We start from the raw sequence: 14,222 nt of genomic DNA, 5'->3' as shown, positions 1-14,222 counted from the left end.
GCCGAGGAGCCTGCCGGCTCCCGCGCCACCAGGCGTGCCGCTGCCGAGCTCGGGGGAGATGAGGCGCCGATGGGCACAGTGCTGGACGGAATCGTCGCGGGAGTGCGTGAGGACCTCGCCGTGCGCGAGGCCGCGACCCCGCTCGCGGTCGTCAAGGAGCGCGCGGCCCGCGTGCCCGGCGCCAAGGACTGCATCCGCCGGCTCCGCGTCGAGGACGCGGTGACGGTCATCGCCGAGGTCAAGCGGTCCAGCCCGAGCAAGGGCGCGCTGGCCACGATCACGGACCCCGCCGCGCTCGCCGCGGAGTACGAGAAGGGCGGCGCGACCGTCATCTCGGTGCTCACCGAGGAGCGCCGGTTCAAGGGCAGCCTCGCCGACCTGGACAGCGTGCGCGCGGCCGTGGACATCCCGGTGCTGCGCAAGGACTTCGTCGTCACGCCGTACCAGGTGTGGGAGGCGCGGGCGCACGGCGCGGACCTGGTCCTGCTCATCGTCGCGGCCCTGGAGCAGACGGTGCTGACCTCCCTGGTCGAGCGGGTGCACTCCCTGGGCATGACGGCCCTGGTCGAGGTGCACGACTCCGAGGAGGTCATGCGGGCGGTCGACGCGGGCGCCCGCGTGATCGGCGTGAACGCCCGCGACCTCAAGACCCTCGAGGTGGACCGCGGCACGTTCGCGCGCGTCGCCCCCTCGATCCCGGCGGACGTCGTGAAGATCGCCGAGTCCGGCGTGCGCGGCCCGCACGACGTCATGGACTACGCCCGCGCGGGCGCCGACGCGGTGCTGGTGGGCGAGGCCCTCGTCACCGACGACGCGCCGCGCCAGTCGGTGGCGGACCTGGTGGCGGCGGGCTCGCACCCGTCGCTGCGCGCGGTCCGGCAGTGACGGCCGGGAGCACCCACCCGGCGGGACCGGTCGCGCGCGACGCGCGCTGACCGAGCAGCGAGCAGCGAGGAGCAGCAGGTGACGACCGGTCGACAGGGTCCGCAGGTGCCGTCCGTGACGGCGCCCCCCGGGGGGCCGCTCGCGGCGCACGCCGGGCCGTACTTCGGCGACTTCGGCGGGCGGTTCGTGCCGGAGGCGCTGATCGCCGCGCTGGACCAGCTCGACACGGAGTTCCACAAGGCCCTCGCGGACCCCGCGTTCGGCGCGGAGCTCGCCCGGCTGCACCGCACGTACACCGGCCGCCCCAGCCCGCTGACCGAGGTGCCGCGGTTCGCGGCGCACGTCGGTGAGGGCGTCCGGGTGTTCCTCAAGCGCGAGGACCTCAACCACACCGGCTCGCACAAGATCAACAACGTGCTCGGCCAGGCCCTGCTGGTGAAGCGGATGGGCAAGACGCGCGTCATCGCGGAGACCGGCGCCGGCCAGCACGGCGTGGCGACGGCGACGGCCGCGGCCCTGCTCGACCTCGAGTGCGTCGTGTACATGGGCGAGGAGGACACGCAGCGCCAGGCGCTCAACGTCGCGCGCATGCGGCTCCTCGGCGCGACGGTCGTCCCGGTGTCCATCGGCTCGCGCACCCTCAAGGACGCGATCAACGAGGCGCTGCGCGACTGGGTCGCGAACGTCGACACCACGCACTACCTGCTCGGCACGGTGACGGGCCCCCACCCGTTCCCCGAGATGGTCCGCGACTTCCACAAGCTCATCGGCGAGGAGGCCAAGGCCCAGCTCGCCGAGGAGATCGGCCGCCTGCCGGACGCGGTCGCGGCGTGCGTCGGCGGCGGGTCGAACGCGATGGGGATCTTCAACGCGTTCCTCGACGACCCGGGCGTCCGGCTGTTCGGCTTCGAGGCCGGTGGCGAGGGCGTCGACTCCGGGCGGCACGCCTCCCGGTTCAGCGGCGGCACGCCCGGCGTGCTCCAGGGCACGAAGTCGTACCTGCTGCAGGACGAGGACGGCCAGACGCTGCCCAGCCACTCGGTGTCGGCGGGCCTGGACTACCCGAGCGTCGGGCCCGAGCACGCGTGGCTGCACGACATCGGCCGCGCCCAGTACCGCCCGGTCACGGACGCCGAGGCGATGGACGCGTTCCAGGTGCTGTGCCGCACCGAGGGCATCATCCCGGCGATCGAGTCGGCGCACGCGCTGGCGGGTGCGATCCAGCTCGGCCGCGAGGCCGCGACCTGGGAGACGGCGGACGGCGGTGAGCCGGTGATCCTGGTGAACCTGTCGGGGCGCGGGGACAAGGACGTCGCCACGGCGGCGGCGTGGTTCGACCTGATCGAGGACAAGCCGGTCGTGCAGGCCGACGAGGGGGAGCAGCTGTGAGCGACGTGCAGGTGGGCTCGCGGACCGCGGCGACCCTGGACCGGCTCCGCGCCGGGTCGGACGGGCAGTCCGGTCGCGCGGCGCTGGTCGGCTACCTCCCGCTGGGCTTCCCCGACCTCGCCGGGTCCGTGCGCGCGGCCCGGACGATGGTCGAGGCGGGCGTGGACGTCGTCGAGCTCGGGCTGCCGTACTCCGACCCCGTGATGGACGGCCCGGTCATCCAGCACGCGGTCGACCAGGCGCTCGCCGGCGGCACCCGCGTGCGGGACGTGTTCGGCGCGGTCGAGCAGATCGCGGAGACCGGCGCCCCGGTCCTGGTCATGACGTACTGGAACCCGGTGCTGCGCTACGGCGTCGACGCGTTCGCGCGGGACCTGGCCGGCGCGGGCGGCGCGGGGCTCATCACCCCGGACCTCGTGCCCGACGAGGGCGCGGACTGGATCGCCGCCTCCGAGGCGCACGACCTGGACCGGGTGTTCCTGGTCGCGCCGTCCTCCACCCCCGAGCGGCTGGCGTCCACCGCCGCGGCGTCCCGCGGGTTCGTGTACGCGGCGTCGACGATGGGCGTCACGGGGGAGCGGACCACCGTCGGCGCGCGCGCCGAGCAGCTGGTCGCGGACACCCGCGCCGCCGGTGCCACGCACGTCTGCGTCGGCCTGGGCGTGTCCCGGCCCGAGCAGGCGCAGGACATCGGCCGGTACGCGGACGGCGTGATCGTGGGCTCGGCGTTCGTGCGCGCGCTGTCGGCGGTCGAGGGCGAGTCCGCGGGCCTGGCCGCGCTGGCGTCGGTGACCGCGGGCCTCGCCGAGGGCCTGCGCCGCTCCCGCTGACCCCCGGCTCCCACGCCGTCCGCGCGGCGGGCCGGGGGACCGCGGTCGCGTCCGGCTCGCATAGGCTGCCCGGGTGATGATCCCCGCCGCGATCCCCAGCCCGTCCCAGGCCGTGTGGTACCTCGGGCCCCTGCCGGTCCGCGCCTACGCGCTGGCGATCCTCGCCGGCATCGTCGTGGCCGTCGTCCTGACGCAGCGCCGGTGGAAGGAGCGCGGGGGCGACCCCGAGCAGGTCCTGGACATCGCGTTCTGGGCCGTGCCGTTCGGCATCGTCGGGGGCCGGCTGTACCACGTCATCAGCTCCCCGGACGCGTACTTCGGGGCTGGCGGGAACCCGGTCAAGGCGCTCTACATCTGGGAGGGCGGCCTCGGGATCTGGGGCGCCGTCGCGCTCGGCGCCGTCGGCGCGTACATCGGCTGCCGGCGGGCGGGCGTGCGCTTCCCGGTTTTCGCGGACGCGCTCGCCCCCGGGCTGCTCGTCGCGCAGGCGATCGGCCGGCTCGGCAACTGGTTCAACCAGGAGCTGTTCGGCGGCCCGACGACGCTGCCGTGGGGCCTGCGGATCGACGACGCGCACCTGCCCGCCGGGTTCGAGCCCGGCACGCTGTTCCACCCGACGTTCCTGTACGAGCTGCTCTGGAACCTCGCTGGCGCGGCGCTGCTGATCTGGCTCGACCGCCGGTTCCGGCTCGGGCACGGCCGGGTGTTCTGGCTGTACGTGGTCGTCTACACGACCGGCCGCCTGTGGATCGAGCTGCTGCGCATCGACCCGGCCGAGATGATCGGTCCGTTCCGGCTCAACGTGTGGACGTCGATCATCGTCGGTCTCGGGGCGCTGGTAGCGTTCATCGTCGTCGGACGTCGTCATCCTGGACGCGAGACCACACCTCTCCTGAGCGGATCTGCAGCCCAGGACGACGAGGTGGCCGAGCACGGCACAGCCCGCTGACCGCGGGGACGCGCGTGTGACCCACCTCACTTCTCGCGATGTGAGTGCCTGTGTTTCCGGCAGGTATCGTCGCCACACCTTGTAGCCCGGGCCGATGACGTCCCAGCCTCCCCCCATTGCTCTACCTGGCCCGCCTCGGCGGTGTCTGTGAGGACGGTGCTGATGCCTGCGTCGCCCCTGCGTCTCGGTTCCCCCGAGTCCGTGCAGCGGCAGCCTGGTCTGTACGACCCGGCGGCCGAGCACGACGCGTGCGGTTTCGCGTTCGTCGCGACGCTGCGCGGCACGCCCGGCCGCGACATCGTCGACGCCGGTCTGACCGCGCTGCTGAACCTCGACCACCGCGGCGCGGTCGGCGCGGAGGAGAACAGCGGCGACGGCGCCGGCATCCTCACGCAGATCCCCGACGCGTTCCTGCGCGACGTCGTCGACGCCGAGCTGCCCCCGGCCGGCCGGTACGCGATCGGCATGGCCTACCTGCCGCAGGACGAGCAGGAGCGCACCGTCGTGGTCCGCGCGGTCGAGGCGATCGCCGCGGAGGAGAAGCTCGACGTGCTCGCGTGGCGCGACGTGCAGGTGACCGCCGACCTCGTCGGCCCGACCGCGCGCGCCTCCATGCCCGTGTTCCGCCAGCTCGTCGTGGCCGACCCGTCCCGCGAGCTCGCGGGCGTCGACCTGGACCGCCGCGCCTTCCGGCTGCGCAAGCGCGCCGAGCGGGAGCTGGGCGTCTACTTCGCGTCGCTGTCCGCCCGGACGCTCACCTACAAGGGCATGCTCACCACGGGCCAGCTCGAGCCGTTCTTCGCGGACCTCTCGGACCCGCGGTACGCCTCGGAGCTCGCGCTGGTGCACTCCCGGTTCTCGACCAACACGTTCCCGTCGTGGCCGCTGGCGCAGCCGTTCCGGATGATCGCCCACAACGGCGAGATCAACACGGTGCGCGGCAACCGGAACTGGGTCGCCGCGCGCGAGGGCACGCTGCGCTCGGACCTGCTCGGGGACCTGACCCCGCTGCTGCCGGTGTGCACGCCGGGCGGCTCCGACTCGGGCTCGTTCGACGAGGTGCTCGAGCTGCTGCACCTGGGCGGCCGGTCGCTGCCGCACGCGATCATGATGATGATCCCGGAGGCGTGGGAGAACCACGCGCAGATGGACCCGGACCGCCGGGCGTTCTACGAGTACCACGCGAGCCTGATGGAGCCCTGGGACGGGCCCGCCGCGATGACGTTCACGGACGGCACCCTGATCGGCTCCGTGCAGGACCGCAACGGCCTGCGCCCCGGCCGGTTCTGGGTGACCGAGGACGGCCTGGTCGTGATGGGCTCCGAGGCGGGCGTGCTCGACCTCGACCCCGCCACGGTCGTCCGCAAGGGCCGCCTCGAGCCGGGTCGGATGTTCCTCGTCGACACCGGCCAGGGCCGGATCATCGAGGACGACGAGATCAAGGCCCAGCTCGCCGCGCAGCGTCCCTACGCCGAGTGGGTGCGGGACAACTCCGTCTACCTCGAGCAGCTGCCCGAGCGCGAGCACATCGCGCACTCCTCGGCGTCCGTGCGGCGCCGGCAGCGGACCTTCGGGTACACCGAGGAGGAGCTGAAGATCCTGCTCACCCCGATGGGTGCGGCGGGCGCGGAGCCGCTCGGCGCGATGGGCTCGGACACCCCGGTGGCCGTGCTGTCCCAGCGGCCGCGGATGCTGTTCGACTACTTCACGCAGATGTTCGCGCAGGTGACCAACCCGCCGCTGGACGCGATCCGCGAGGAGCTGGTCACCTCGATCGGCGGGGCGATCGGCCCGGAGCCGAACCTGCTCGAGGACACCCCGCTGCACGCGCGCAAGCTCGTGCTGCCGTTCCCGGTGCTCGACAACGACGGCCTCGCCAAGATCGTCAAGATCGACAAGGACCCCGCGATGGCGGGCATCTTCCGGTCGACCATCGTGCGCGGCCTGTACAAGGTCGACGGGGGCGGCGCGGCCCTGGAGGAGCGCCTGGAGGAGATCTTCGCCGAGTGCGACCAGGCCGTGGCCGACGGCGTGAGCTTCCTCGTGCTGTCCGACCGCGACTCCGACGCCGACCGGGCGCCGATCCCGTCGCTGCTGCTGCTGTCCGCCGTGCACCACCACCTGCTGCGCCGGCACACCCGCACCCAGGTGTCGCTGGTCGTCGAGGCCGGTGACGTCCGCGAGGTGCACCACGTCGCGCTGCTGATCGGCTACGGCGCGGCCGCGGTCAACCCGTACCTGGCGATGGAGACCGTCGAGGACCTGGCGACCCACGGCTACCTGCCGGGCGTCGCGCCCGAGACGGCCGTGAAGAACCTCATCAAGGCGCTCGGCAAGGGCGTCCTGAAGGTCATGTCCAAGATGGGCATCTCCACGATCGCGTCGTACCGCGGCGCGCAGGTGTTCGAGGCCATCGGCCTGTCGCAGCCGCTCGTCGACCGGTACTTCACCGGCACGACCAGCCGGCTCGGCGGCATCGGCCTGGACGTCGTGGCGGCGGAGGTCGCCGCGCGGCACGCCGACGCGTACCCGTCCAACGGCAACCGGCTGGCGCACCGCCGCCTGGCCACCGGCGGCGAGTACCAGTGGCGCCGGGACGGCGAGGAGCACCTGTTCGACCCGGAGACGGTGTTCAAGCTCCAGCACGCCACCCGCACGCGGCAGATGGACGTGTTCCGCGAGTACACCGGCCGGGTCGACGGGCAGGCGAAGCGCCTGATGACGCTGCGCGGGCTCCTGGAGTTCAAGTCCGGGGAGCGCACCCCCGTCCCGATCGACGAGGTCGAGCCGGTCAGCGAGATCGTCAAGCGGTTCAGCACCGGGGCGATGTCCTACGGGTCGATCTCCGCGGAGGCGCACGAGACGCTCGCCGTCGCGATGAACCGCCTCGGCGCGAAGTCGAACACCGGCGAGGGCGGCGAGGACCCCGAGCGCCTGCACGACCCCGAGCGCCGCTCGGCGATCAAGCAGATCGCGTCCGGCCGGTTCGGCGTCACCAGCGAGTACCTGACGTTCGCGGACGACATCCAGATCAAGCTGGCCCAGGGCGCCAAGCCCGGCGAGGGCGGTCAGCTGCCCGGCCCGAAGGTGTACCCGTGGGTCGCGCGGACCCGGCACTCGACGCCCGGCGTCGGCCTGATCTCGCCGCCGCCGCACCACGACATCTACTCCATCGAGGACCTGGCGCAGCTCATCCACGACGCCAAGAACGCGAACCCGCGTGCCCGGATCCACACCAAGCTCGTCAGCGAGTTCGGCGTGGGCACGGTCGCCGCGGGCGTGGCCAAGGCGCACTCCGACGTCGTGCTGATCTCCGGCCACGACGGCGGCACCGGCGCCTCGCCGCTCACCAGCCTCAAGCACGCGGGCACGCCCTGGGAGATCGGCCTGGCCGAGACCCAGCAGACCCTCGTGCTCAACGACCTGCGCGACCGCGTCGTGGTGCAGGTCGACGGCCAGCTCAAGACCGGCCGGGACGTCGTGATCGGCGCGCTGCTCGGCGCCGAGGAGTTCGGGTTCGCGACGGCGCCGCTGGTCGTGTCCGGCTGCATCATGATGCGCGTCTGCCACCTGGACACCTGCCCCGTGGGCGTCGCCACGCAGAACCCCGAGCTGCGCTCCCGGTTCAGCGGCCGCCCCGAGTTCGTGGTGGCGTTCTTCGAGTTCATCGCCCAGGAGGTCCGGGAGATCCTCGCGGAGCTCGGGTTCCGCAGCATCGTCGAGGCCGTCGGCCACGTCGAGCTGCTGGACACCCGCGCGGCGGTCGACCACTGGAAGGCCGAGGGCCTCGACCTGACGCCGGTGCTCGCGCTGCCCGAGCCGCTGCCCGGGTCGTCGCTGCACCACACCCAGGACCAGGACCACGGCCTCGACCGCGCGCTCGACAACCAGTTCATCGCGCTGGCCGCCGACGCGCTGGAGGACGCGCGCCCGGTGCAGATCGACCTGCCCGTCCGCAACGTCAACCGCACCGTCGGCACGATGCTCGGTCACGAGATCACCCGGCGCTACGGCGGGCAGGGCCTGCCCGACGACACGATCCAGGTGCGGCTCACCGGCTCGGCCGGGCAGTCGTTCGGCGCGTTCGTCCCGCGCGGCCTGACGCTGCGCCTCGAGGGCGACGCCAACGACTACGTCGGCAAGGGCCTGTCGGGCGGCCGCATCGTCGTGCGCCCGGACCGCAACGCGGTCCTCAGCGGGGAGCACAACGTCATCGCCGGCAACGTGATCGGCTACGGCGCGACGTCCGGCGAGATGTTCCTGCGCGGCGTCGTCGGCGAGCGGTTCGCGGTCCGCAACTCCGGGGCGACCTTGGTCGTCGAGGGCGTGGGGGACCACGGCTGCGAGTACATGACCGGCGGCACCGTGCTGGTGCTCGGCCGCACGGGCCGGAACTTCGCGGCCGGCATGTCCGGCGGCACGGCCTACGTGCTCGACCTGAAGACCGAGCGCGTGAACGTGCAGGCCGTCGCGGCCGGCGAGCTCGGGCTCGACCCGCTCGACGACGCCGAGGCGGAGCTCGTGCAGGACCTGCTGCGGCGGCACGTCGAGGAGACCGGCTCGCGCGTCGCGACCGAGCTCCTCGCGGACCCCGCGGCGACGCGGGCCCGGTTCACCCGGGTCCAGCCGACGGAGTACTCACGCGTGCGCGCCGCGCTGGCGAAGGCCGAGGCGGACGGGCTCGACCCGAGCGCGCCCGGCGTCTGGGAGGGCATCTTGGAGGTGGCTCGTGGCTGACCCCCGCGGCTTCATGAAGGTGCGGGAGCGCGAGCTGCCCGCGAACCGGCCGGTGGCCCTGCGCCTGATGGACTGGCGCGAGGTGCACGAGCACCGCAGCGCCCAGGACGACCCGCAGGCTGCTGCGCTGCTGACCCGCCAGGCGGGCCGCTGCATGGACTGCGGCGTCCCGTTCTGCCACAACGGCTGCCCGCTCGGGAACCTCATCCCCGAGTGGAACGACCTGGTGTGGCGCGGGCAGTGGGGCGACGCGGTCGAGCGGCTGCACGCCACGAACAACTTCCCGGAGTTCACGGGCCGGATCTGCCCGGCGCCGTGCGAGTCCGCGTGCGTGCTCGGCATCAACCAGCCGCCGGTGACGATCAAGAACGTCGAGGTCTCGATCATCGACGAGGCGTTCGACCGCGGCCTCGTGCACCCGCAGGTGCCGCAGCGGCTGACGGGCCACACGGTCGCCGTCGTCGGCTCCGGCCCCGCCGGGCTGGCCGCCGCGCAGCAGCTGACCCGCGCCGGCCACACGGTCGCCGTGTACGAGCGCGACGACGCCATCGGCGGCCTGCTGCGCTACGGCGTGCCGGACTTCAAGCTCGAGAAGCGGCACATCGACCGCCGCCTGGCGCAGATGGAGGCCGAGGGCACCCGGTTCCGGCCGAACGTCGCGATCGGCACCGACATCACCTGGGCCCAGCTGCGGTCCCGGTACGACGCGGTCGTGGTCGCCACCGGCGCGACGGTCCCGCGCGACCTGCCGCTGCCCGGGCGCGAGCTCGACGGCATCCACCCGGCGATGGAGTACCTGCACCAGTCGAACGCGCTGGTCGCGGGCAAGGTCGTCGCGGAGCCGATCGACGCCGCGGGCAAGCACGTCGTCGTGATCGGCGGCGGCGACACCGGCTCGGACTGCGTGGGCACCGCCCTGCGCCAGGGCGCCGCGTCGGTGACGACCCTGGCGATCGGCAAGCAGCCGCCGGTCGAGCGCCCCGCGCACCAGCCGTGGCCCACCGACCCGGTGCTGTTCGAGGTGTCGTCCTCGCACGAGGAGGGCGGCGAGCGCGCGTTCCTCGCGTCGACCGTGGCGTTCGTCGGCGGCGAGGACGGCCAGGTCACGCACCTGCGCCTCGCCACCACCGAGTACCAGGCCGACGGACGCCGCGTCCCCGCGCCCGGCACCGAGCGGGACATCCCCGCGGACCTGGTGCTGATCGCGATGGGCTTCACCGGTCCCGAGACCGAGGACCTCGTCGCGCAGGCCGGTGTCGACCTCACCCCGCGCGGCACCGTCGCCCGGGCCGAGGACTTCGCCACGTCGGTGCCCGGCGTGTTCGTCGCCGGCGACGCCGGCCGCGGGCAGTCGCTCATCGTGTGGGCGATCGCCGAGGGCCGGGCCGCCGCGGCGGCGGTCGACACCTACCTGGGCGGCAGCACCGAGCTGCCCGCCCCGGTGACGGCGGCCACGGCGGCGCTGCGGGCCTGACCGGCGCACGAGCACGTGACGGGCGGTCGGACGCCCGGTGGACGTCTGGGACCTGGGTCCCGGGCGCACCGGCCCGGCCGCCCGTCGTCGTCGGTCCGGACGGGTGGACCTGGCGCGCGGGGGAGCGCCGAGGCGGTCTCCCGCGTGAGACGGCCGTAGACTCGTGCCCGTCTGGCAGCAACGCGCTGCCCGCCTGCTGCCCACCGCGGTCGAGACCGACCCGGACCGGACCGGCGGACGTGGTCGCGTGCGCCGTCGACCATCAACCGCGTGCGTCCTCGCCGTCACCCGGGCAGGCCCGGGCCGACCAGGACGTTCGGTCCGCACCGTCAGTCACGAAAGGCCTAGGCTTTCCCCCATGCGTAGAGCGAAGATCGTCTGCACCATCGGCCCCGCCACGGAGTCCGCCGAGCAGATCCAGGCCCTTGTCGACGCCGGTATGGACGTGGCGCGGCTGAACCGCAGCCACGGCGACACCGAGGTGCACGAGCGCGTGTACAACAACGTGCGCGCCGCCGCGAAGGCCTCCGGCCGCTCGGTCGCCGTGCTGGTCGACCTGCAGGGCCCGAAGATCCGCCTCGGCCGGTTCTCCGACACCGACACGAAGCACTACCTCAACGAGGGTGACGTCTTCACGATCACCACCGAGGACGTTCCCGGCACCAAGGAGCTCGTCTCCACCACGCACAAGGGCCTCGCGGACGACGCCCGCGTCGGCGACCCGCTGCTGATCGACGACGGCCGCGTGCTGGTCCGCGTCACCGCCGTCGAGGGCCCGCGCGTCATCACGCGCGTCGAGGTCGCCGGCCCGGTCTCCAACAACAAGGGCATCAACCTGCCCGGCGTGGCCGTCTCGGTCCCCGCGATGAGCGAGAAGGACGAGGAGGACCTGCGCTGGGCCCTGCGCGTCGGCGCCGACATCATCGCCCTGTCCTTCGTCCGCAACGCCGCCGACTACGACGACGTCCGCCGGATCATGGAGGAGGAGGGCCGCGTCCTCCCCGTCATCGCCAAGGTCGAGAAGCCGCAGGCCGTCGAGAACCTCGCCGAGATCGTCGACGCGTTCGACGGCATCATGGTCGCCCGTGGTGACCTCGGCGTCGAGCTCCCGCTGGAGCAGGTGCCGCTCGTCCAGAAGCGTGCCGTCGAGATGGCCCGTCGCATGGCCAAGCCGGTCATCGTCGCCACCCAGGTGCTCGAGTCCATGACCAACTCCCCGCGCCCGACGCGCGCCGAGACCTCGGACTGCGCCAACGCGGTGCTCGACGGTGCCGACGCGGTCATGCTGTCCGGCGAGACCTCGGTCGGCGAGTACCCGATCGAGACCGTCCGCACGATGGCCCGGATCATCGAGGCCACGGAGGAGATGGGTCGCGAGCGCATCGCCCCCCTCGGCTCCACGCCGCACACCCGCGGTGGCGCGATCACCCGTGCCGCCGCCGAGATCGGCGAGACCCTGGGCGTCAAGTACCTGGTGACGTTCACGCAGTCGGGCGACTCGGCCCGCCGCATGTCGCGCCTGCGCTCGTCGATCCCGCTGCTGGCCTTCACGCCCAACACGGCGGTCCGCAACACGCTGTCGCTGAGCTGGGGCACGCAGACGTACGAGGTGCCGCAGGTCGAGCACACCGACGCGATGGTCCAGCAGGTCGAGTCCACCCTGCGCGCGCAGGGCCTCGCCGAGGTCGGCGACTACGTGGTCGTCGTCGCGGGCACGCCGGTCGGCGTCGTCGGCTCGACGAACTCGATCATCGTGCACAAGATCGGTGACGACGCCTCGGGTCGCGTCGCCTGATCCACCCGCACCCCACGAGGGGCCCCGCAGCCAGGTGCTGCGGGGCCCCTCGTGCGTCGGGGCCGGGCCGGGTCGGGTCGGGTCGGGGGACCGTGGTCCCGGGGCTGGGCGCGCGGCGGGTGGTTGGCTCGGGGGATGACGCGTGCGGGACGGGTGCTGGTCGGGGCGGGGCTGCTGGCCGCCGGGTGCGGGGTGCTGCGGCACGCAGGGCTCCGGTGGGGCGCGTCGGAGGTCGAGCTCGCGGCCGTGCTGCCCGGCGACGACGTGCTGCCCGCCCCCGACCTGGTCGCGACCCGCGCGATCACGGTCCGCGCCGACCCGGGCGCGGTCTGGCCGTGGCTCGCGCAGATCGGCTGGGGCCGCGGTGGCTTCTACTCCTACGACGCCCTCGAGAACCTGGTCGGCCTGCGGATCCACTCGGCCGACGAGGTCGTCGAGGCGTGGCAGGACGTGCGGGTCGGGGACGTCGTGCACCTGGCCGAGCCGGTCGCGCTGGACGTCGTGGTCGCCGACCCCGGGCGGGCGCTGGTCCTCGCGGGCGTGACGCCGGCCGGCGAGCCCGCACCGGCCCCCTACGACTACACCTGGGCGTTCGTGCTGCGCGCCGGGAACGAGGCCGGGACGACGCGGCTGGTGGTGCGCGAGCGCTACGTCGCCCGGTCGGCGGCCGGTTGGGTCGCGGTCGAGGCGGTCGCCGCCCTGAGCGCCGTGATGACCGAGCGGATGCTGCGCGGCGTCCGGGACCGGGTCGAGCGCGCGTCGTAGCCCCGGCGCGCGCGTGCAGGACCCCCGGCCTACGGTCGACGACGACGGTGGTCGCCCGCCCGGGGCGGCCGGTGAGGAGCGGGTGTGGACGGCGTGGCGGTGCTGCAGGACGGGTTCGGCCGGATCGGCGACCTGGTGCACGGGGTGCTGGACGGCCTGGGGGAGCGGGAGCTGACCGCGCGCCTCGGGCCCGAGGCGAACACGATCGGCTGGCTGGTCTGGCACCTCGTGCGGGTCGAGGACGCGCAGGTCGCGGACCTCGCCGGCACGCAGGAGGTGTGGACGGCCCAGGGCTTCGCGGAGCGGTTCGACCTGCCGTTCGGGCCGGACGCCACCGGGTACGGGCAGACGCCGGACGAGGTCGCCCGGCTCCGGGTGGGCGCGGATCTGCTGGGTGCGTACCTGGACGCGACCCGCGCCGCCACGGACGCGTACCTGGCCGGGCTCACGGACGCCGACCTGGACCGCGTCGTCGACGAGGGCTGGGACCCGCCGGTGACCGCCGGGGTGCGGCTCGTGAGCGTCCTCGGGGACGTGCTGGAGCACGCGGGGCAGGCGGCGTACGTCAAGGGCGTCGTCCGGGGCTGACGCGACGGCGGTCCAGCGGGAGCACCAGCGGGGCGCCGGTGGCCGGCCCACCCGGCACCCCGTGCGCCCGGCCCCCCGTGCACCCGGCACCCCGCCCACCCGGCGGGCAGACTGTCCCGGTGCGTGTCGAGCCCGTGTCCCCGCAGGTGCTGGTCGACCGCCTCGTCGACCGGGTGCTCGCCGACCTCGCCGCGGCGGACGACGCGGACCGGCGGTGGCGGGTGCTGGTCGACGGCGCCCCACCCACCGCGCCGGGGGCGCTCGCGGACGCGCTCGTCGAGCCGCTGCGCGCGCGGGGGCACGCCGCGCACCGGGTGTCGGCGGCCGACTTCCTCCGGCCGGCGGGGGTGCGGTTCGAGCACGGGCGGCACGACCCCGACGCCCTGCTCGACGACGCCCTGGACACCGGCGCGCTGATCCGCGAGGTGCTGGACCCGCTCGGTCCCGGCGGCGACGGCACCTACCTGCCGGCGTTGTGGGACGCCGCGCGGGAGCGGTCCGCGCGGCGCGCACCGGTCGCGGCGCCGCCCGGGAGCGTCCTGCTGCTCGACGGCGGTCTGCTCCTGGGCCGCTGGCTGCCGGTCGACCTGGCCGTGCACCTCGCGGTCCGCCCCGACACGCTGGCCCGGCGGACCGCCCCCGAGGACGCGTGGCGGCTGCCCGCCGAGGACCGGTACCGCGCGGAGGTCGACCCCGAGGCGGTCGCCGACGTCGTGGTCCGCGTGGACGACCCGCGGCGCCCGGGGTGGGTCCTGGACCGCTGAGGACCTCCGTGCCTGGTGACGCGGACCTGGCGGGGGCATCCTGGAC

Annotated in this window: 10 protein-coding genes; all 10 read left to right on the top strand. The window is 74.1% G+C overall.

Annotation, left to right across the window (positions count from 1 at the left end; translation table 11 throughout):
• Positions 1-69: 69 nt before the first annotated feature.
• Complete coding sequence (trpC, locus tag AC1VL8_RS15320; protein ID WP_483075765.1) at positions 70-885, top strand: indole-3-glycerol phosphate synthase TrpC; 816 nt, start codon at positions 70-72, stop codon at positions 883-885.
• A 114-nt stretch (positions 886-999) separates the two neighbouring features.
• Complete coding sequence (trpB, locus tag AC1VL8_RS15315) at positions 1,000-2,274, top strand: tryptophan synthase subunit beta (RefSeq protein WP_389230518.1); 1,275 nt, start codon at positions 1,000-1,002, stop codon at positions 2,272-2,274.
• On the top strand, positions 2,271-3,104 hold the full coding sequence (trpA, locus tag AC1VL8_RS15310) for a tryptophan synthase subunit alpha (RefSeq protein WP_483075764.1): 834 nt from the start codon (positions 2,271-2,273) through the stop codon (positions 3,102-3,104). Before trpB ends, trpA begins: the two co-directional genes overlap by 4 nt.
• 76 nt (positions 3,105-3,180) lie before the next feature.
• A complete protein-coding gene (lgt, locus tag AC1VL8_RS15305; RefSeq protein ID WP_389230515.1) occupies positions 3,181-4,053 on the top strand; it encodes a prolipoprotein diacylglyceryl transferase in 873 nt (290 codons plus the stop codon).
• Positions 4,054-4,215: 162 nt separating this feature from the next.
• Entirely contained in the window at positions 4,216-8,790 is a 4,575-nt protein-coding gene (gene gltB / locus AC1VL8_RS15300) for a glutamate synthase large subunit (protein WP_483075763.1), read from the top strand.
• Complete coding sequence (locus tag AC1VL8_RS15295) at positions 8,783-10,264, top strand: glutamate synthase subunit beta (protein ID WP_483075762.1); 1,482 nt, start codon at positions 8,783-8,785, stop codon at positions 10,262-10,264. The genes gltB and AC1VL8_RS15295 overlap by 8 nt, the downstream gene beginning before the upstream one ends.
• 358 nt (positions 10,265-10,622) lie before the next feature.
• Entirely contained in the window at positions 10,623-12,059 is a 1,437-nt protein-coding gene (pyk, locus tag AC1VL8_RS15290; RefSeq protein ID WP_389229536.1) for a pyruvate kinase, read from the top strand.
• Positions 12,060-12,194: 135 nt separating this feature from the next.
• Positions 12,195-12,824, top strand: coding sequence for an SRPBCC family protein (locus AC1VL8_RS15285; protein ID WP_483075761.1), 630 nt, complete (start codon positions 12,195-12,197; stop codon positions 12,822-12,824).
• 84 nt (positions 12,825-12,908) lie between these two features.
• Positions 12,909-13,412 carry a mycothiol transferase gene (locus AC1VL8_RS15280; protein ID WP_483075760.1) on the top strand — a complete coding sequence of 168 codons (504 nt, stop codon included), beginning with the start codon at positions 12,909-12,911 and terminating at the stop codon, positions 13,410-13,412.
• A 119-nt stretch (positions 13,413-13,531) separates the two neighbouring features.
• The gene (locus AC1VL8_RS15275) at positions 13,532-14,176 is read left to right on the top strand and encodes a nucleoside/nucleotide kinase family protein (protein WP_389229514.1); all 645 of its coding nucleotides are present in this window, start codon (positions 13,532-13,534) and stop codon (positions 14,174-14,176) included.
• Positions 14,177-14,222 lie beyond the last annotated feature (46 nt).

It is taken from the genome of Cellulomonas sp. KU4C (assembly GCF_056868065.1).
This window is presented reverse-complemented; position numbering and strand designations above follow the sequence as displayed.

Bases quoted from the DNA above. Each gene is read 5' to 3' on its own strand.
- trpC (WP_483075765.1), top strand. From the start codon at position 70: ATGGGCACAGTGCTGGACGGAATCGTCGCGGGAGTGCGTGAGGACCTC.
- pyk (WP_389229536.1), top strand. From the start codon at position 10,623: ATGCGTAGAGCGAAGATCGTCTGCACCATCGGCCCCGCCACGGAGTCC.
- gltB (WP_483075763.1), top strand. From the start codon at position 4,216: ATGCCTGCGTCGCCCCTGCGTCTCGGTTCCCCCGAGTCCGTGCAGCGG.
- AC1VL8_RS15285 (WP_483075761.1), top strand. From the start codon at position 12,195: ATGACGCGTGCGGGACGGGTGCTGGTCGGGGCGGGGCTGCTGGCCGCC.
- lgt (WP_389230515.1), top strand. From the start codon at position 3,181: ATGATCCCCGCCGCGATCCCCAGCCCGTCCCAGGCCGTGTGGTACCTC.